Source organism: uncultured Polaribacter sp. (assembly GCF_947503875.1).
GTDB lineage: Bacteria > Bacteroidota > Bacteroidia > Flavobacteriales > Flavobacteriaceae > Polaribacter.
In genome coordinates this window covers 125,623-146,763 of the sequence record NZ_CANNFH010000005.1, presented here as the reverse complement: position 1 = coordinate 146,763, position 21,141 = coordinate 125,623, and the positions used below count along the sequence as shown (strand labels likewise).

13 protein-coding genes and 1 tRNA gene are annotated in these 21,141 nt (G+C 31.7%); 6 read left to right on the top strand and 8 right to left on the bottom strand.

All coding sequences use genetic code 11. The features are described from left to right. Nucleotides 1-410: 410 nt before the first annotated feature. The 5 genes from pdeM to Q0684_RS09625 form a co-directional block, all read right to left on the bottom strand. Nucleotides 411-1,070, bottom strand: coding sequence for a ligase-associated DNA damage response endonuclease PdeM (gene pdeM, locus Q0684_RS09645; RefSeq protein ID WP_299015898.1), 660 nt, complete (start codon nucleotides 1,068-1,070; stop codon nucleotides 411-413). A 4-nt stretch (nucleotides 1,071-1,074) separates the two neighbouring features. Beyond that, complete coding sequence (locus tag Q0684_RS09640; protein ID WP_299015895.1) at nucleotides 1,075-3,525, bottom strand: ligase-associated DNA damage response DEXH box helicase; 2,451 nt, start codon at nucleotides 3,523-3,525, stop codon at nucleotides 1,075-1,077. 300 nt (nucleotides 3,526-3,825) lie between these two features. Further along, nucleotides 3,826-5,412, bottom strand: a complete 1,587-nt coding sequence (locus Q0684_RS09635; protein WP_299015892.1) for an ATP-dependent DNA ligase — start codon at nucleotides 5,410-5,412, stop codon at nucleotides 3,826-3,828. A 3-nt stretch (nucleotides 5,413-5,415) separates the two neighbouring features. Then, a complete protein-coding gene (locus tag Q0684_RS09630; protein ID WP_299015890.1) occupies nucleotides 5,416-6,435 on the bottom strand; it encodes a ligase-associated DNA damage response exonuclease in 1,020 nt (339 codons plus the stop codon). 118 nt (nucleotides 6,436-6,553) lie between these two features. After that, nucleotides 6,554-7,327, bottom strand: a complete 774-nt coding sequence (locus Q0684_RS09625) for a LexA family transcriptional regulator (RefSeq protein WP_299015887.1) — start codon at nucleotides 7,325-7,327, stop codon at nucleotides 6,554-6,556. A gap of 52 nt (nucleotides 7,328-7,379) precedes the next feature. Between Q0684_RS09625 and dinB the strand changes: the two genes are divergently transcribed. The 3 genes from dinB to Q0684_RS09610 are packed head-to-tail and all read left to right on the top strand — an operon-like array spanning nucleotide 7,380 to nucleotide 11,918. Next, nucleotides 7,380-8,594, top strand: a complete 1,215-nt coding sequence (gene dinB / locus Q0684_RS09620; RefSeq protein WP_299015884.1) for a DNA polymerase IV — start codon at nucleotides 7,380-7,382, stop codon at nucleotides 8,592-8,594. Between the two features lie 49 nt (nucleotides 8,595-8,643). Then, entirely contained in the window at nucleotides 8,644-11,691 is a 3,048-nt protein-coding gene (dnaE, locus tag Q0684_RS09615) for a DNA polymerase III subunit alpha (RefSeq protein ID WP_299015881.1), read from the top strand. Nucleotides 11,692-11,750: 59 nt separating this feature from the next. Beyond that, a complete protein-coding gene (locus tag Q0684_RS09610) occupies nucleotides 11,751-11,918 on the top strand; it encodes a hypothetical protein (RefSeq protein ID WP_299015879.1) in 168 nt (55 codons plus the stop codon). 57 nt (nucleotides 11,919-11,975) lie between these two features. Here Q0684_RS09610 and Q0684_RS09605 read toward each other — a convergent pair. Further along, nucleotides 11,976-12,047: transfer RNA gene (locus Q0684_RS09605), tRNA-Gln, on the bottom strand. A 168-nt stretch (nucleotides 12,048-12,215) separates the two neighbouring features. Here Q0684_RS09605 and Q0684_RS09600 point away from each other — a divergent pair. Then, complete coding sequence (locus Q0684_RS09600; protein ID WP_299015876.1) at nucleotides 12,216-15,362, top strand: DUF2723 domain-containing protein; 3,147 nt, start codon at nucleotides 12,216-12,218, stop codon at nucleotides 15,360-15,362. A 37-nt stretch (nucleotides 15,363-15,399) separates the two neighbouring features. Next, nucleotides 15,400-16,011: a polysaccharide deacetylase family protein gene (locus tag Q0684_RS09595; protein ID WP_299015873.1), complete on the top strand. Its 612-nt coding sequence runs from the start codon at nucleotides 15,400-15,402 to the stop codon at nucleotides 16,009-16,011. A 44-nt stretch (nucleotides 16,012-16,055) separates the two neighbouring features. Here Q0684_RS09595 and Q0684_RS09590 read toward each other — a convergent pair whose 3' ends face one another. Further along, nucleotides 16,056-16,349 (bottom strand): thioredoxin family protein, encoded by a 294-nt coding sequence (locus tag Q0684_RS09590; RefSeq protein ID WP_299015870.1) that lies wholly within the window; start codon nucleotides 16,347-16,349, stop codon nucleotides 16,056-16,058. 88 nt (nucleotides 16,350-16,437) lie between these two features. After that, a complete protein-coding gene (locus tag Q0684_RS09585; RefSeq protein WP_299015867.1) occupies nucleotides 16,438-17,658 on the bottom strand; it encodes a metallophosphoesterase in 1,221 nt (406 codons plus the stop codon). A gap of 602 nt (nucleotides 17,659-18,260) precedes the next feature. Between Q0684_RS09585 and polA the strand changes: the two genes are divergently transcribed. Further along, nucleotides 18,261-21,107 carry a DNA polymerase I gene (gene polA, locus Q0684_RS09580; RefSeq protein WP_299015864.1) on the top strand — a complete coding sequence of 949 codons (2,847 nt, stop codon included), beginning with the start codon at nucleotides 18,261-18,263 and terminating at the stop codon, nucleotides 21,105-21,107. Nucleotides 21,108-21,141: the final 34 nt, after the last annotated feature.

Genomic DNA, 21,141 nt, shown 5'->3' with positions numbered 1-21,141 from the left:
TGTCATTTCGAGTGAAATGGAGTGGAATCGAGAAATCTCACCATTATAATCTAAAAACTATAAGATTTCTCCATAAAGTCTAAATGACAGAATTCGAGTGTAAAGGGTTTTAAAACTTAAAATTATTTGTAACCTTCAACATTTGTCACTTCGAATTTATGAGAAGTCACATAACCTAGCTCACACAACGTTTTATAATTCTTGTGAGATTTCTCACTATTATTCGAAATAATATATAAACTAAAATTCTCAGACCTTACAAGTTTTCAAAACCTGTAAGGTCTTTTTTTTGATGCTTAAAAAAGTCTTTTAATAAACTTATGACTTCTTTTAGAGTGCGTGTCATTCCTGTTCAAGCAAAAATCTATAATTAGCATACTTTGGATTCCTGCCTTCGCAGGAATGACAAACTAAACCACAAAAACACCATCATCTGTAAACGCGAAATTTTTACAATTTGCCAACAAATTTCTTGTATTTAAACCCGTAAACAAACTAAAAGCAGGTAAAATTAACTGATTTTTACTCATCTGAAAACAGGGTAATTTAATTCGTTGTTTTCCTCTTCCTTTTATAAAAACTCCTGGATGAATGTGTCCAGAAATAGTAAAAACTTCTTCATTTTCTTCAACAGCATCGTGCACAAATTTTAAATTGTTAATGCTTAATTGTGAAGGAAAAACTTCAATATGAAACTTCTCGTAAATAGTATTAGATAAACGATCGTGGTTTCCTTTTACCAATTGCAATTTTAGGTTATTAAATTGTTGCAACCATGTTTTAAATTCGTCTAAATCTTTGTTGTACCCTGCGTGAAATAAATCGCCCACAATAATTAAATTTTCTGCTTTAAAATGGATGATTAATTGTTTTAATCGTTCTAAATCTGTTGTTAAAACGCTTTTAGGAATTGGAATTCCGCTTTTTTGAAAATGAGCAGCTTTACCAATATGCAAATCACTTAAAATTAAACTTTTTTGGGTTTCCCAATACAAAACACGCTGATTAGTAACTTGTAAAATTTCGTTTTTTACTGTAATTTCTTTAGTAACTATAGTTAAAGGTTGCATTTTTTTAGGCTTTTAACGCTTGCTTTTGTATGCGTTCTATTCGCTTACTTAAATCTTCGTTAGACATGGTTCCTCTTAAACTATCTACTTTTAAAGGAAAGCTCAAAGGTGTAAAATTATTGGCTTTTTTCAAAATGATTTTACTCTCAGAAATCCGTTGAAATGCTTCTTGCAAACGTACTTTTTCTAGCTCGTAATCAAACACTTCATTATAGGCTTGTTTCAACAATAAATTATTGGGTTCATGGTCATTTAAAACTCTAAATATTAAACCTGAGGAAGATTGTAAACTTTTGCTCGTTTTTTTATTTCCTGGTTGTGTTTGAATTACCAAACCTGCAACCACTGCAATATCTCTAAATTTTCTTGATGCCATTTCACTAGCATTTATACTTGCTGTAACGTCTTTTATTAAATTTTCTTTTGAGAAAATCGCTGTAATATTTCCTTCATTTAAGGGAATTTCTTGATCGCTTAACAACTCAAAACCATAATCATTCATGGCAATTGTAAAGGTTAACTTTTTAATTTGACTAATTCTATACGCAATTAAAGAGGCCATAATTTCGTGCACCAATCTTCCTTCAAAAGGATACGCAAACAAATGAAAACCTTCTTTGGTTTCTATCATTTCTACCAGAAATTCATCGTGTTTTGGAATGTGTGAATTTCGTTCTTGCCTTTTTAATAAAGGATGTAAAAATTTCAACTCTTTTTCTCTATTATTTGGTGTTAAAGCGTCACTTAACTTCAACCTTAAAAAATGAGTTAAATAAGACGTTAAAGGCAATCTACCACCTAACCAACTTGGTGTAATCGCTTTCTTTTTTTTGCTTCGTTTTACCAAAACAGTCATGTCTTTTATTTGTTTTACTTCTAAAACTCTTCCGCCTAAAATAAAAGCATCTCCTTTTTTTAATTTAGATATAAAAAACTCTTCAATCATGCCAATATAACCGCCAGAAAAGAATTTTACATAGAGCATTACTTCACTTACAATAACGCCAATGTTCATTCTGTGCATCATTGCAATTCGCCTGCTTTTTACCTTGTACAAACCATCTTCTTCATCTAAAACTACTTTATGAAATTCTTCATAAGCATGCAACGTTTTTCCACCTTTGGTGATAAAATGAATACACCAATTGAATTCCTCTAAAGTGAGATAATGAAACGCATGAATTTCTTGCAACATTTCAAAAGTTTCATCAGTTTTAAAACCTTCGCCAACGGCTAAAGTTACTAGAAACTGCACCAAAACATCATAGGTTAACACCATTGGCGTTCTAGACTCTATTTGATGTTGTTTTACGGCTTCTTTTACGGCTGCAACTTCTATCAATTGTAAAGAATGTGTGGGAACTGCGTACATTTTAGAGGTTTCAAAAGGCGAATGCCCACTTCTACCTGCTCTTTGCATAAAGCGTGCAATTCCTTTTGCAGAACCAATTTGAATAACGCAATCTACAGGTTTAAAATCGACACCCAAATCTAGAGAAGATGTGCAAACTACAGCTTTTAACAAACCGTTAGAAATGGCATCTTCTATAAAATTACGCTGTACTTTGTCTATAGAACCATGATGAATGGCAATTTGCCCAATTAAATCTGGTTCTTCTTCAATGAGAATTTGATACCATAATTCACTCTGATTTCTAGTATTTGTAAAAATTAAAGTGGTTGTATTTTCATAAATTATAGGAATAATTTTAGAGCTCATTGTTTTTCCTAAATGACCTGCCCAAGACAACTCTTCCACTTGATCTGGCAATAAAGAAGTAATATTAATTTTCTTCTTTTCTTTGGCACGAATCATGGTTGTTTTTACATCATAAGGAATCAGCACATTTTTGGCTTCTTCTAAATTGCCAATGGTTGCAGAAATTCCCCAAATTCTTGTTTTAGCTGATAAATTTCTGATTCTTGCAATAGCAATTTCAGTTAAAACACCTCTTTTAGAACCTAACAATTCGTGCCACTCATCTACTGCAATACAGTTTACGTTTTTAAACCAACGCGAGTTTCTTTTTTGAGAAAATAACAAGTGCAAGGTTTCTGGAGTAGTTAGCAAAACATCTGGCATTAAACGTTCTTGTTTTCTGCGGATGTTGGTTGGTGTATCTCCATTTCTAACAGCCACTTCCCAATCTAAACCTATTTCTTCTACAGCAGTTGCCATTGCTTTTGCCAAATCTTTTGCCAAAGAACGCAAAGGACTAATCCAAATTAATTTTAAGCCCTTTTTGTATTTTTCAGGTTGATTTAAATAATCGATAACCACTGCTAAAAAAACTGAAAATGTTTTTCCAAAACCTGTTGGCGCCACCACCATTCCACTAAAATTATTGTGGTAACGTTCCCAAGTTTGCGCCTGAAAACTAAAGGGCGTTTGCCCTTTTTCTTCCATCCAATTTTGGATGATTTTATAGCCTTGGGTTTGTTTGAAGTTGCTCATTAAAAGTGTTTTCCCATCCTAACCTTCCCAAAGGGAAGGGACTCTTACTGTTGTGGATTGTTTGGGTTTTGTTTGTTGGTTTTTTGTGTTTCGTTGTTGGTTTTTAGTATCATTTCGACGATAGGAGAAATCTCATAATTTTTAAAATATAATTATGAGATTTCTCAATCGCATAAAAAGGCTCATTTCGAAATGACAATCGTTAATTATATTTTATTTTCACTGTTAACTCATTATTATTTATCCTCATTTTTAAACTGCCTACTGAAAACTGAAGACTGCCAACTGAAAACTGCCCACTTAATTAGCATCAATCAACGCTTTTACACTCTCAATAGTATCTATATCTTTTACGGTTTTGTCTTGTCGCCAGCGTTTAATTCTTGGAAAACGTAAGGCAACACCGCTTTTGTGTCTTTTGCTGTAGGCAATGCCTTCAAAAGCAATTTCGAAAACCAATTCTGGCTTTACAGTTCTTACTGGCCCAAATTTTTCGATTGCATTTTTATTTACCCATTTAGAAACCTCTGTAATTTCTTTATCGGTTAAACCAGAATAGGCTTTGGCAACTGTTACCAATTTGTCTTCGTTTTTAACAGCAAAGGTATAATCTGTGTATTTAGAACTTCTTCTTCCACTTCCTTTTTGAGCGTAAATCATTACCACATCAATGGTTAAAGGATCTACTTTCCATTTCCACCACTCGCCTTTTTTTCTTCCTACGTGATATAAAGACGTTTTTTTCTTCAACATTAAACCTTCAGAATTAAAACTTCTGGCTTCGTTTCTTAGTGCGTCTAATTCGTTCCAGTTTTTAAAATTTATCACTTCTGAAAGTTGTAACAATTCGTCTGTCTCTTGTTGAAATAATTCTTCTAATTTACGGCGTCTTTCTTCCATAGAAAACTCGCGTAAATCTATGGTGTTTAGCTCTAAAATATCATAAACGTAAAAACCAACAGGTACTTCTTCTAGCAGTTTCTTGGTTACATTTTTTCTGTTCAAACGTTTTTGCAAATCGTTAAAAAGTAAAACTGCACTGTCTTTTATGGCTAAAATTTCGCCATCAATTACAAAATCGCCTTTTAATTGGGCAATGGCTGCTACCAATTCTGGAAACTGCTGTGTAACCAACTCTTCACCTCTACTCCAAATAAAAACCTCTTCTTTTCTTTTGATGATTTGTCCGCGAATTCCATCCCATTTGTACTCTACTTGCCAATCGTTTTCAGCTCCTAAATCTGGTAATTCTTTTTCTAAAGCATAGGCCAAACAAAACGGATAAGGTTTAGAATTATCGTAATTTATATGTGTCCCATTCAGTAAATCTTCAAAAGAAATGGAATTTGGCGTCCAATTACCAATAATACTGTGCATAAGCTGATTGGCATCTATACCCGATAATTTTGCCAAAGCATTTACCAAAGTTTTTTTAGAAACACCAATTCTAAAATTTCCGCCAATTAATTTATTAAAAATTAATCTTTCTTGCGCTTGCAAACCATTCCAAGCCTCTAAAACGTACGCTTTTTTTTCTTCGTCTGTTTTTGGTTTTAGGTTGATGAGTTCCTCAATCCAAACATGTAGTGGTTTTTCTATTGTATTTTCTGGATTTGGTAACAAAAGTGCAATGGTTTCTCCTAAATCTCCTACAGAACTGTAACTTTCTAAAAACAACCATTCAGGGAGTTTGGTAATCTCCATTACCCAACTTTTCATTAGATTAGATTTTACGGGTCTGCTTGGTCTTTTTCCTGTAAATAAAGCAATTAACCACAGTTTATCTTTGTTTGGTGCTGTTTTAAAATAATTAACCAAAGCTTCTATTTTGGCATTGGTTTTATTGGTGATTTCTATGGCGCTAATTAAGTTAGAAAAGTCTTTCATACGTTATGCAGTTTCTTTTTTACCTTCACCTTCTTTCGTCATTTCATCATCACCAAACTCTGTTTTTAGTTCGTGTGCTTCTATGCCAATTTCATTCAAATATTTAGAAAAAACGGCTTGTGAACCATGTGTTACATACACTTTTTCGGCTTCTGTGGCTTTTACGGCTTGTAAAAGTCCATCCCAATCTGCATGATCGCTAACAGCAAAACCTGCATCTACACCTTTCCAACGTCTGTTGCCACGAATATGCATCCAACCAGAGCAAATTGCAGTAGCTGCATTTGGTATTCTTTTTAACATTTTAGAGCCTAAAAGTGCTGGTGGTAAAATGACGATTTTATTCTGAATAGCTGCCTTTTTAAAATCTGGCGTTAGTAAGGTTGTTTTGGGCAACGCAATTCCAGAATTTGTAATGGCATTATTTAAATGATTAATTGCATTGTGTACATAAATATCAGCTACTCCATCTAACAAACTCATCATTCTTTGTGCTTTACCTAAACTATAGCCTAAAAAAACACTGGTTCTATTATTTTGCTGATTTTGCAATACCCAATCTTGAATTTCAGTTTGTAATTCTTGCTCTGTTTTCCATTTGTAAACTGGCAAACCAAAAGTACTTTCTGTAATAAATGTATGGCATTTTACAGGGGCAAAAGGTGTGGTTAAAAAATCTGATTGCGTTTTATAATCACCAGAAAAAACAACTACATAGCCTTTGTATTCTAAGCGAATTTGAGCTGAACCAATAATATGACCTGCAGGAAAAAATGAAACTTGAACTCCGTTTATATTTTTTGGCTCATTATATGCCAAACTTTCAATAGAAATATCTTGCCCTAACCTGTGTTTTATAATGGCTTTAGAATCATTCTGACATAAATAATGCTTATTTCCCCATCTTGAATGATCTGCATGACCGTGAGAAATAACAGCATAATCTACAGGATACCAGGGATCTAAATAAAACTTTCCTGGTATGCAATAAATTCCTTTTTTTGTGAATTTTATAAGTTTCAAAAAACGTTTTTTTGTTTCTATAAAAATAAAGGTTTATAAAGGAATGGAATCTATTATTAAAAAATTTAGTAATTCTTTAAGTTTTTAATTTCCATACAAATTACAGCAAGCAAAAAACCTAGTGCATTGCCTTTTTTAAAGCTTCTAACTCTACACCTAAACCGTTAAACATTTGTATAATGCTACTAATTTTTAGTTCGTGTTCTTCATACTCTTGTGTGTTAATGCTGCAGGTAAATTGCCATAATTCTAAAACCTCAGAAACAGAAATTTCATAAGGTTGGTAAGCAGCATTGTCTGGTTTTAATAAAAAAGTTTGCTTTTCTTCTACTTGATTGTAAACCCGTTTATACGTCATACCATCATCTTTAGTAATTACAATATAAGATTGCCCGCTTTTTGCGTTTTTAATGTCTTCTACAAATTCTGCAACTACGTAAGAACCATCTTTCATAGGCAACATAGAATCTCCTTTTATAGGGAAAGCTCTGTGTTTTCCTGTGGGTAAAAACGGGAGTTTTATTTTTTCTAATTGTTCTATATATTCAGGATCGTCATAACCTAATAAATAGCCTGCAGATGCTTTTGAAGGTACAACTTCAATTAAATTTTCATTATCACTATCTACAGAAATAGGAAATAATACTCTTTTGTTACCTACTTCTATAAAAGAAACATCGGTAGCTTTGGTTAAATCGTTTTTAACAATAATGTCTATTGGTATTTTAAAGTATTTAGAAAAATCGATTAAAAACTCAATTGTAGGCGAAGATCTATTTTCTTCATAAGAGCTAATTCTACTTCTTGTTACCTTTAATTCTTCTGCCAAAACCTCTTGCGTTAACTTTTTGAGATTTCTTAAATGTTTTATGTTTTTTGATAAATTAATCATAATGCTACAATTTTGAGCAACAAATGTATTAATTTGTAGCTAATTTTACAACGTGAAAAAAAATATATTACATCTCGATTTAGATACTTTTTTTGTTTCCTGCGAGCGTTTAATTGATAGTAGGTTGCAAAAAAAACCTTTGTTAGTTGGTGGTACAGGAGATAGAGGTGTTGTTGCTGCTTGTAGTTATGAAACTAGGCGTTTTGGTATACACTCTGGCATGTCTATGAAAATAGCCAAAAGATTGTGCCCAGAAGCTACTGTAATTAGAGGCAACACAGGTACGTACTCTAAATTTTCTAATATTGTTACAGAAATTATTAAAGAAAAAGTACCCGTTTTTGAAAAAGCAAGTATTGATGAATTTTATGCAGATCTTTCTGGTATGGATGCTTTTTTTGGAAGTTACAAATATGCATCAGAATTAAGACAGCGCATTATTAAAGAAAGTGGTTTGCCCATTTCTTTTGGCTTGTCTCAAAATAAAATTGTTTCTAAAGTGGCTACAGGAGAAGCCAAACCTAACAATCAATTAAAAATAGATCAGGGTTTTGAGAAATCTTTTCTAGCGCCTTTATCTATACGTAAAATTCCATCCGTAGGAGAAAAAACATACAAAATACTTAGAAATTTAGGTGTAGATAAAGTAAAAGTAGTACAAGAAATGCCTTTAGAAATGATGATGAGCGTTTTGGGTGCCAATGGAAGAACCATTTGGAAACGTGCCAATGGTATTGATAATCCGCCAATTATTGCTTTTCACGAACGCAAATCTTTGTCTACAGAACGTACTTATAATAGAGATACCATAGACGTAAATAAACTAAAGGAAACCATTTTTGCAATGGCAGAAAACTTAGCTTATCAGCTAAGAAAAGGCGATAAATTAACAGGAACAATTAGTGTAAAAATTAGATATGCAGATTTTAATACCTACAGCAAACAGATTAAAATACCATACACAAGTGCAGATCATATTATTATACCAAAGGTTTTAGAACTTTTTAAAAAGTTATATAACAGACGTTTATTAATACGATTAGTTGGTGTTAAGGTTTCTGATATTGTAAGTGGAAATTACCAAATTAACCTTTTTGATGATACTGAACAAATGTTGCATTTGTATAATGCCATGGATACTATTCGCAATAAATATGGCGAGTTAAGTGTAATGCGAGCCACTTCTATGGGCGCAAAAACCATTGGTAGATTTAGCAATCCGTTTAGTGGAGAACCTCCTTTGGTTTTGGCACACAGAAAACAGTAATTGTTTTTTACAATGCTTCTTAATAAAATTATTGCAAACCATATTTTAAATGTATTTAAATTGCCATACTTATTATTCTTTACGTTTTGGTACGTTTTCAGAAACAGAATTGTTAGAACTTGCCGTAAAAAATGGCGTTAAAACACTTGCTTTAACAGATATTAATAATACATCTGCATGCATGCGTTTTGTAAAACAATCAAAAAAATACAATATTAAACCTATTTTAGGTGTCGATTTTAGAAATGGAAACAAACAAGAATATGTTGCTATTGCTAAAAATAATAATGGTTTTCAGCAGATTAATACTTTTTTATCACATCATTTAGAGTCAAAACTTAATTTTCCAGACAAAATTCCTTTTTTAGAAGATGTTTTTGTTATTTATCCTTTTGAAAAAGTTTTAGAATTAGAGATTACATCGTTTTGTAAAAACGAATTTATTGGTGTTTCTGTTGCTGAAGTTCATAAACTTAAGTTTTCTCACCTTAATCGTTTAAAAGATAAAATTGTAATACAGCAGCAAGTTACCATCAGAAATAAAAAAGATTTTAACGCACACCGTTTGTTACGTGCTATAGATAAAAATGTATTGCTAAGTAAATTATGTGCTACAGAACAGTGTTTGAAAACAGATGTAATGTACACAGCAAAAGAATTAGAAGAAGTTTATAAAGAAATGCCTTATAGCATTAACAACACCAAAAATATACAAGCCCAATGCGAAATACATTTTAATTTTGATGAAAAAAGAGAAAATCAAAATAAGCAATTGTATTACCATAGTTTTAATGAAGACTGTAAAAAGTTAGTAGCACTTTGCGATGCTAAAATTCACAAACGCTACAAGGTAATTACGCAAAAAATAAAAGACAGACTTCAAAAAGAACTCAAAGTAATTATCGATTTAAAATTCGTTTCCTTTTTTTTGATTAATTATGATATTGTTTCTTATGCAAAAAAAAACAACTTTTTTCATGTAGGAAGAGGAAGTGGCGCCAACAGTATTGTTGCTTATATTATTGGCATTACAGATGTAGATCCTATAGAATTAGATTTGTATTTTGAGCGTTTTATAAATCCTTACAGAGCTTCTCCGCCAGATTTTGATATTGATTTTTCTTGGAAAGATAGAGATACTGTTACACAATATATTTTTAATCGGTTTAAAAATGTTGCGTTATTGGCAACCTATGTTACCTTTAAATACAAAGCTGTTGTTAGAGAATTGGGTAAAGTTTTTGGTTTGCCAAAAGAAGAAATAGACAAACTAAGCAAAGGTATTAAAGAAAAGAAAACCCAATCTTCTGCGCCAAAATCTACCAGTGTTTTTAGCCTTTCATCAACAGAAAATACACAACAAATTACGGCATCAAAAAATCAGTTTGATTCTATGGCGCAGTTGGTGTTAAAATATGGCAAACTTATAGAAGGTTTCCCCAATTATGTGAGTGTACATTCTGCAGGAATTTTAATTTTAGACAAACCTATTCATTACTTTTCTGCAACAAGTTTACCTCCAAAAGGTTTTTCAACCGTTCAATTTGATATGAATATTGCAGATGATGTGGGTATTTTTAAGTTTGATATTTTAGGCCAGCGAGGTTTGGCAAAAATTAAAGATGCTTTAGAAATTATCAAAAAAAACAACCCTAAAGCACCTGCAATTGATATTACTGATGTTGAGCGTTTTAAAAACGATAAAAATATTAACAACCTTTTAAAAACAGGTGGTGCAATTGGCGCATATTATGTAGAATCTCCAGCAATGCGTGGCTTAATGCAAAAACTGCAAACTCAAGATTATTTAGGTTTGGTAGCTGCAAGTTCTATAATTAGACCCGGTGTTTCTGGTTCTGGCATGAAAGAAGAATTTATAAAAAGACACCGGTTTCCTGAAAAACGAAAAGAAGCGCATCCTATTTTATTAAAAATTATGCCAGAAACATATGGTGTTATGGTCTACCAAGAAGATGTTTTAAAAGTTGCCAATCAATTTGCAGATTTGTCTTTGGGTGAAGCAGATGTTTTACGAAGAGGAATGAGTGGAAAGTACCGTTCTTTGGCAGAATTTAAAGCCGTAGAACACAAATTTGTTGCCAATTGCCGTAAAAAAGGATATAAAGATAAGTTGATTTTTGAAGTATGGAATCAGATTAAAAGCTTTGCAGGCTATGCTTTTGCCAAAGGACATTCCGCATCTTACGCCGTAGAAAGTTACCAAAGTTTGTTCTTAAAATGTTATTATCCAATAGAATTTATGGTGGCAGTTTTAAATAATGGTGGTGGATTTTATAGTGCAGAACATTATATACATGAAGCAAAAATGTGTGGTGCAATTGTAGAGTTGCCATGCATAAACACTAGCGATCATGCCAATATTGTAAAGGGGAAAACCATTTATCTGGGTTTTGGTTATTTAAAAAGTTTAGAGGCTTTGGTTATTCAAAGAATTTTAACAGAAAGACAATTAAACGGAGTTTTTAGTTCTCTGGAAGATTTTCTAAATCGGATTTTAATTTCTATAGAACAATTATCTATTTTAATACGTATTAATGCATTTCGCTTTACAAATCAACCTAAAAAAAACTTGTTATGGCAAGCTACTTTTAGATTGAATGCAACCAAAAATAAAAAAGGACACGACCAAGAAAAGTTATTTCCTATCCAACGTCAAAAATTTACATTACCTAATTTACAAACGCATTGGTTAGAAATTATTTATGATGAAATGGAATTGTTAGGCTTTACTATTCATAATTATTTTTCTTTGGTTTCAGAAACGTTTTGCAAGCATATAAAAGCAAAAGAAATGGTGCAATTTGCAGATAAAAATGTATTGTTATACGGGCAATTGGTAACCACTCGTTACAACAAAACATCACAAGGTAAACTCATGCGTTTAAGCACTTTTATAGATACAGAAGGTAATTATTTTGATGCAGTTCATTTTACAGATGTTGTACACCAATATCCCGTAAACGGAATGGGAATTTATGCTTGTTATGGTAAAATTACCAACCGATTTGGATTTTGTAGTATGAATGTTTTAAAATCTAAGAAAGTTAGTATCTTAGGAGATCCTAGAGGTTTGTAGTGCCATTAATTTTTAATAATTATTATCTTTATCAACTATTTTAAACCGTTTCAAATCAAATGAAAAAAAGAAGCAAAGATTGTGCAATTTGTAATACTGCTTTTGATACCATGTATCGCATACAGCACAAAAACCCTAAAACTTGGGTGTTTGTTTGCAAAACTTGCTTGGTAAAAGTAAAAAAAGACAATCCTTTGTATACTTATGGAGGTACTTGGAAACGATAAGCGTAATTTCTTTAAAAAACAAAAACCTCATAATCAAAAGATTACGAGGTTTCAAAGTTGGCCTACAAGGACTCGAACCTTGAATGTCGGTACCAAAAACCGGTGTGTTACCAATTACACCATAGGCCAATGCTTTTATGCGGGTGCAAATTTAATCTATTCTTTTAATCTTGCAAACATTTTTTTAAAAATTTTGACTTTAACAAAGTTTTGTGAGCTATTTATAGTCAATAGCACCTTAAATCAACCTTTTATTAAGATTTATTATTAAATTCGCCACACATTATTTGTTTATTTATGACACCAGACAACTTTAAAAAGTGGAACATCATTTTAGGATGGTTAACTTTTGCTATTGCATTAATTACTTACGGTTTAACTATAGAACCTACAGTAAGTTCTTGGGATGTGGGAGAATATATAGCAACCGCTATTAAATTACAAGTTGGGCATCCTCCAGGAGCACCTCTTTTTCAAATGCTAGGTGCATTTTTTGCAATGTTTACTTCAGATGTTTCTGAAATTGCTAAAATGGTAAATTTCATGTCTGCCTTAGCTAGTGCTTTTACCATATTATTTATGTTTTGGACTATTAGCAATTTGGGCGAAAAACTAGCAAAAAAATCAGGTAAAATAACAGATGGTTCTTCCATTGCTATTTTAGGCAGCAGCGTTGTAGGTTCCTTAGCCTATACATTTTCAGATAGTTTTTGGTTTAGCGCCGTAGAAGGAGAAGTATACGCAATGTCTTCTTTTTTAATGGCTTTATTATTTTGGTTAGGCTTAAAATGGGAAAGCGAAATAACTAGTGCTAGAGGCAACAAATGGTTAATATTAATCAGTTTTGTAGTAGGTTTATCTTTTGGTGTACACATACTTTCTTTACTGGTTATTCCTGCAATTGTAATGTTGTATTTCTTTAAAACTTATAAAAACATCAATATTAAAACTACAGCAATAGCTACTATAATTTCAGTTTTTGTATTGGCATTTGTATTTAAGTTTTTGTTTCCGTTTACCTTAAAATTCTTTAGTGCATCTGAGTTATTTTTTATAAACACCGTAGGTTTACCTTACAATTCTGGTTCTATAATTGCTGGGCTTATTTTAATTGCATTGTTTTACTTTGGTTTAAAACAAACTCGCAAAAAAAACAAGGTACACGCAAACACTTTAATTTTATCTGTTTTGTTTATAATGATTGGTTTCTCTTCTTGGATGATGCTACCAATTAGAGCAAACGCAAACACTACAATAAACGAGAACAACCCTTCTAGTGCAAGAGAACTATTAGCGTATTATGAACGTGAACAATATGGTGATGCCAACGTTTTTTACGACACCTACTACTCTAACACTTACAATAATGCCACAGATCCAGATGAACCATTTACAGATGATAAGCCAAAATATGAAAAACAAAACGGCAAATATGTTATTGTAAACAAATACAAAAATGTAAACAGAAATTGGTCTAGCAAACACAAAGGTTTTATTCCAAGAATGGTAAACCCTGCTTCAGAAAAAATGTATAAGGCTATTGCTGGTATTCCTGCCAATTCTAAAAGAAGACCAACTTTTGCAGAAAACATTAAGTTTATGATGAGCTTTCAGTTTGGCTACATGTATGGGCGTTATTTTATGTGGAATTTTGTAGGAAGACAAAATGATATACAAGGTAGATTAGACATTTTTAATGGAAATTGGATTAGTGGTATAGATGCTATAGATGAATTGCGTTTGGGTTCTCAAAAACAATTACCAAGTCAGGTTTTAGAAAATAAAGGAAGAAATAGATACTACTTTTTACCCTTAATTTTAGGGCTAATTGGTCTGTTTTTTCAAATAAAATGGGACAAAGAAAACTTTTTTGTGCTCTTACTTTTCTTCCTGTTTACAGGAGCAGCAATTATTTTTTATACCAACCCTAAACCTTTTGAGCCAAGAGAAAGAGATTATGCAGTTGTAGGTAGTTTTTACATATTTGCAATTTGGATAGGTTTTGGAGTACTTGCTCTTTATGAATATTTAAAAAACTTCGCCAATAAAAAAACCATAGCAATTGCAGTAAGTGTAATTTCTCTTTTAGCAGTACCCACTTTAATGGCTTCAGAAAATTGGGACGACCATGATAGAGCTGAAAGATATACAACACGTTTAAATGCACAAGCTTATATAGAAAGCACAGACAAAAATGCCATTATGTTTACTATTGGAGATAATGATACTTTCCCACTTTGGTACATGCAAGAAGTTGAAGGTATTAGAACCGATGTAAAATTGGTAAACACCAGTCTTTTTGCAACAGATTGGTACATAGATCAAATGAAACGTGCCACTTATGATGCACCTCCAATACCATCACAATTAACGCATGACAAGTACAAATATGGTAGTTTAGATGTTGCTTATTATTTTGATGAATTAAAAGCAGTGCCTAAAGATTCTGTTATTTCTATTAGCGATTTTATGCGTTGGATAGAAAGTGATAACAAACGTACTTTTTACGATTTAGACGATAATGGTATTCCAGAAAAAATATTACCTGCAAATAAAATTAGGATTCCTGTTAACAAAGAAAATGTATTAAAAAACGGAGTTGTAAAACCAGAAGATGCAGATAAAATTGTACCCTATATAGATATTACTATTGATAGAGGTTTAACCAAAAACCGAATTTTAATGCTAGATATTTTAGCAAATAATGATTGGGTTAGGCCTATTTACTTTACAGGTGGTGCAAATGCAGACGAAGAATACATTTGGTTAAAAGACTACCTGCAATTAGACGGTTTGGCATTTAAATTAGTACCTATTAGAACACCTGCCAAATATTTAGATGCAAATGGCAGACCAAGAGAAGTGAGTTTGTTTGATATTGGCAGAATAGATACCCAAAAAATGTATGCAAACATTCAAAAATTAGAATGGAGAAATATAAATAGTGGAGAAATTTACTTAGACGAACAAACCAAAAGAAATGCCATTTCTTTAAGAAATAGTTTAATGCGTTTGTCTGACGCTTTTTCAAAAGAAGGAGACACCATAAAAGCCATAGAAGTTTTAGATTTATCTTTAGATAAAATGCCTATAGAAGATTTTGATCATTACAGTTTATCTTTAGGCTATCCAGAAAAGTATTACAAGCTAGGTGAAGTAGAAAAAGCAGAGCAAACCACAAATACTTTAATGCGCTTAATTAAAGAAAAGTTAGCGTGGCTAAGTACTTTTGATGACATACAAAATGAAGTGATTTTTGATGAAATAGATACTTCTTTATACATGTTTAAAAATTTAATAGATCAAGTAGAAAGCGGCAGTAATGATAAGGAGTTTGTATCTAATATACAACAAGAATTTATGGCCACCATTAACCTTTTTAGTGATTTAATGCCAGATGAGGAAGAAGAAATACCTACAGAATTTGAACCTATAAAGGAATAAATTGAGATTTTATTTACCAAAAACGCCAAGTATTATTATGAGATTTTTCTCTAATTATATTTGGCGTTTTTCTATGGAAAAAAAAGAAATATTTTTAACTTTTGATGATGGTCCTACTCCACAAATTACGCCATTTGTTTTACAAGAATTAAAAAAACACAATGCAAAAGCTACTTTTTTTTGTATTGGAAAAAACATTAAAAATCACCCAGAGCTTTTTAAAGAATTAATAGAACAAGGTCATGTTATTGGCAATCACACTCAAAATCATGTAAATGGTTGGACAAATAATACTAAAGGTTATATTGATAATTGTTTAAAGTGTGACGCAACAATTCAACAATTTAGCAAAAACCCAACCACACAAAAATTATTTAGACCTCCTTATGGTAAGATTAAAACAAAGCAAGCAAAACAACTAATTAAAAAAGGTTACAAAATTATAATGTGGTCTGTACTTTCTGCAGATTTTGACTCCAACATAACAAAAGAAACGTGCTTAAAAAACGTATTAAAAAACACAAAAAACGGTAGTATTATTGTTTTTCATGATAGTATTAAAGCTTCAGAAAAACTGCGCTTTGTATTGCCTAAAGTATTAGATTACTTTTCCAAGAAAGGTTATGTTTTTAAGAGTATTAATACCTAAAAAAACACTTACAAGAAGGCGATATCTTTAAAGAAGGTGTCTTTTTATATGTACTTGTTGAGCAGACTAATAAGTGCAGTTTCATCTTGTACCCCTGTTTCACGCCATTTCATTTCTCCATTTTTATAAATCATAAAAGTGGGGTTTGTGTTAATATCCAAAGCGTCTGCTAAAAACTCATTTTTAGAAATGTCTATTTTAATAATCTTTGCCCTACTCCCAAAAATGGCAGCAAGATTTCTTAAAATTTTAAGATTATCATTTTTACCATCAAACTCTTTATAAAAATCTAATAAAACGGGTTTTTGTGTACTAATTAACTCTCCAAATTTTTTCATTTAAACTGTAATTTTTATGGGGAATTCATTAAAAACTAAAGTTTGGTTATGTTGTAAAGATAATAATTCTTATTTAAAAACCTGATTATCATTTTTTTTTAAGCTCAATAACTGTAATTTCTGGCCAAATACCTACTCTACCAGGAAATGCATGATACCCAAAACCACGATTTACATTTATATATCTACCTGCTTCTTCATACAAACCTGCCCATTGTTTGTACACAAACTGAGAAGGACTAAATTTAAACCAACCCGGAATTTCTATACCCATTTGCAAACCATGTGTATGGCCACTTAATGTAAGTTGGTAATTTAAAGGATCTTTTTTTACTTTTTCTTGCCAATGGCTAGGATCGTGAGACATTAATATTTTAAAATCTTCCTTATTCACACCAGAAGATGCTCGCTTCAAATCTCCAGCCTGATTAAAACCTTTGCCCCAATTTTCTACACCTAAAAGTGCAATTTTTTGTCCGTCTTTTTCTAAATATCTATGTTCATCTAGTAATAAATCGAAACCAATTTTTTGATGTATGTCTTTTACTTTCTGAAAATTATCTATTTTATCTTGTGGGTTCTTCCAATTCATATAATCTCCATAATCATGATTTCCTAAAACAGAATATTTACCTTCTTTCGCTTCTAACTTGTCAAAAACATCCAACCAATTGTCCATTTCATCTGCTTTATTATTTACAATATCTCCAGTAAATAAAATCACATCAGATTTTTGCTGATTAATTAAATCTACTCCATATTGTATTTTTTCTTTATTAGTGAAACTCCCTGAATGTATGTCTGAAATTTGCGTAATTGTAAAACCATTAAAAGCATCTGGCAAATCTTTAAAACTTAGCTGGTATTTTATAACTTTATAATTGTATTTACCTTGTATAATGCCGTAGATAAAACTAGCAAAAGGTATAGCTGCCAAACCTAAAGCAATTTGCGAAATAAACTTTCTTCTACCTACTAATGGTTTTGTTTCTCCTGTTATTACAGCTATCAACTTTAAAACTCCCCTGTAAATATCTTCACCAAAAAGCACTAAAATAACCACCAATTTTGGTATAGAAATGGTAAGCAACAAACCCATAGCCATTTGAAATTGTGGCGTTTGCCCATTGCTTCTATCATAAGTAATTAAAGTGATAAAAAAGTTGAGATACACTACAATACTTATCGCCACAAAAGAAAAACGAATAAATCTATTCTTAGAAAAGGTTTTAAAAGCTTGAAATGTGTAAAATTCTACTGCAACAATAAGTACAATTAATAACAATAAAGGAATTAACCAACGAGGCATAAAATTTGTTTTTTACAAATTTACTTCTAATAAACCCGTAACTATTTTATTTTTGGAAGACTTTAACAAAAAAGAACTCAAATTAGGCGCTTTTCATATTTGATAATTGCCTTTAAAATTTTAGTATGTCTCTTATTTTAAAACTTTTACCAATTCTATACTTATATTATTTATAGCCAAACTAGAAGAATTATCAAGAATTACCAAACAATTTTTTAATTGTTCATTTCTGATAATTAGTGTTCTTACACCTAACCAAGCATAATCATGAGAATGTGCAACTGGATTTAAAATAACCCATCCAAAACCATAACTAGATTGTGTACCATTATTAAGAATTGGTTTTTTAAAGGCTTCACTTGTTGTTCAAAATTGTTTGCAACAATCTCCAAAACACCAACTTTTACTATTTTACCATACACCCAAAACCAGCAACACCTGCTCCTATTAAAAATACTAGAATTAAAGCAACTACTATTTTTTAAAAAATTTTTATAATTAAAGTATACAATTTGGGTTTGATTCCTTTGTTTCAAATTTCCTCATTTTTTTTTATATGGACGTTATATTTCGTAATTTTATCGATCTCAACATAAAATACAATGTCAGACCAAAAAAGAGTTTTTTTAGTAGATGCTTATGCATTAATTTTTAGAGGATATTATGCTTTTATAAAGAACCCAAGAATAAACTCTAAGGGTTTAGATACCTCTGCAATTATGGGGTTTATGAACTCGCTTTTAGACGTAATTAAACGTGAAAGACCAGATAAATTAGCCGTTTGTTTTGACAAAGGTGGCAGTACAGACAGAGTAGAAATGTTTGAAGCTTACAAAGCCAATAGAGATGAAACCCCAGAAGCTATAAAATTAGCAGTGCCTTACATTTACGAGATTTTAAATGCCATGCATATTCCTATAATGGTAAAAGAAGGTTTTGAGGCAGATGATGTTATTGGTACACTTTCTAAGCAAGCAGAAAAAGAAGGCTACAAAACCTATATGGTTACACCAGATAAAGATTTTGCACAGTTGGTTTCTGAAAATATTTTTATGTACAAACCACGTTTTGGTGGTGGTTATGATATTTGGGGCGTGCCAGAAGTACAAGAAAAGTTTGGTGTAGAAAAGCCAGAACAAGTGATTGACTTTTTAGGAATGATGGGCGATTCTGCAGACAACATTCCTGGTTTACCAGGTGTTGGAGAAAAAACAGCAAAAAAGTTTTTGGCAGCCTATGGTTCTATGGAAAATCTTTTAGCAAACACACATGAGCTAAAAGGTAAAATGAAGGAAAAATTAGAAGCTAATGGCGAGTTAGGTTTACTTTCTAAAAAACTAGCCACTATAATGCTAGATGTGCCTGTAACTTTTAATGCTGAAGATTTTGAGCTAGAACAACCCAACACAGAAAAAGTAACCGAACTTTTTAACGAATTAGAATTCAGAAATTTATTAACCAATTTCTTAAAAACGTTTGCAGTAGAAAATGCAGCAAGAGTAAATTCTGTTGAAGATTCTCCAAATGTCACTTCGAGCGCAGTCGAGAAGTCTTCTACAAACGCCCCAGAAGGTCAATTTGATTTATTTGCTGCTCCTGGTGCTGGTAATGTTTCAGAAACAGAAATTGCAAGCGGATTTAAAACCATAGCAAATACAGATCATTTTTACCAACATATAGATTCTCCTTTTTCTAGGAAACTATTAATTCAGAAATTAATGCAACAAACTTCGGTTTGTTTTGATACAGAAACTACCGGTTTAAAAGCCTTAGAAGTAGCATTAATTGGTATTGCTTTTTCTTTTGAAATTGGTAAAGGCTACTACGTTTCTTTTCCAGAAAACCAAGAAGAAACCTTAGCTATTTTAGAAGAATTTAGACCTTTCTTCGAATCTAAAATCGAAAAAATTGGACATAATTTAAAGTACGATATTAAAGTATTATCCAATTACAACATTCCAGTAAAAGGAAAATTGTTTGATACCATGATTGCGCATTATTTGATTAACCCAGATATGCGCCATAATATGGATATTTTAGCAGAAACGTATTTGAATTATCAACCAGTTTCTATAACAGAATTGATTGGTAAAAAAGGGAAAAACCAACTTTCTATGCGTGTTGTTCCTATAAAAGACCAAACAGAATATGCAGTAGAAGACGCAGATATTACCTTTCAATTGAAACAATTATTTACAAGAGAATTAGAATCTGGAAACGTTACAAAATTATTTAATGAGATTGAGTTGCCCTTAGTATCCGTTTTAACGGCTATGGAAATTGAAGGGATTAATCTAAATACCGATTTTCTAAAGCAACTTTCTGTAGCACTCACAGAAGACATTAACAGACTAGAAAAAAGTATTTATAATGAAGCTGGTGAAGAATTTAATATTGCATCGCCAAAACAACTGGGAATTGTTCTTTTTGAAAAATTAGAGTTAGTAAAAAAACCAAAAAAGACAAAAACTGGGCAATACAAAACCGGAGAAGATATTTTATCCGCTTTAGCGAAAGAACACGAAATTATTAGAAATATTCAAGAATATCGTCAGTATAAAAAACTGCAAAGCACCTATGTAGATGCTTTACCTAATGAGATTAATCCAAAAACGGGCAGAGTGCATACACAATACATGCAAGCTGTTGCTGCAACAGGCCGTTTAAGCTCTAACAACCCGAATTTACAAAACATACCAATTAGAACAGAAAGAGGAAGAGAAGTTAGAAAAGCGTTTGTGCCTAGAAACGAAAATCATGTGTTACTAGCAGCAGATTATAGCCAAATAGAATTAAGAATTATTGCAGCTGTAAGTGAAGAAGAAAATATGATTAATGCTTTTAAAAACGGTGAAGATATTCATGCTTCTACCGCCGCAAAAGTATTTAATGTGCCTTTAGAAGAAGTTACTAGAGAGCAACGTAGCAATGCAAAAACGGTAAATTTTGGTATTGTTTATGGGGTTTCTGCATTTGGGTTAAGCAACCAAACCAACTTATCTAGAGGTGAAGCCAAAGAATTGATAGACACCTATTATGAAACTTACCCAAAGTTGAAAGCATACATGACAAAACAGGTAGAATTTGCCAGAGAATATGGTTATGTAGAAACCATTTTAAACAGACGTAGGTATTTAAAAGACATTAATTCTAGAAATGCAATGGTAAGGTCTGGTGCAGAACGTAATGCTGTAAATGCACCTATACAAGGTTCTGCTGCAGATATTATTAAATTAGCTATGATTAATATTCATAAACGTTTTACAGCAGAAAATTTTAAATCTAAAATGTTACTGCAAGTGCATGATGAATTGGTTTTTGATGCGCATAAAGACGAATTAGAAACCATAAAACCAATTATTAAGCACGAAATGGAAAACGCTTTTAAAATGAGCGTGCCTTTAGATGTTGAAATGGGAATTGGGCAAAATTGGTTAGAGGCGCATTAGATTTCTCCACAAATTAGCAACAACAAAACAAATT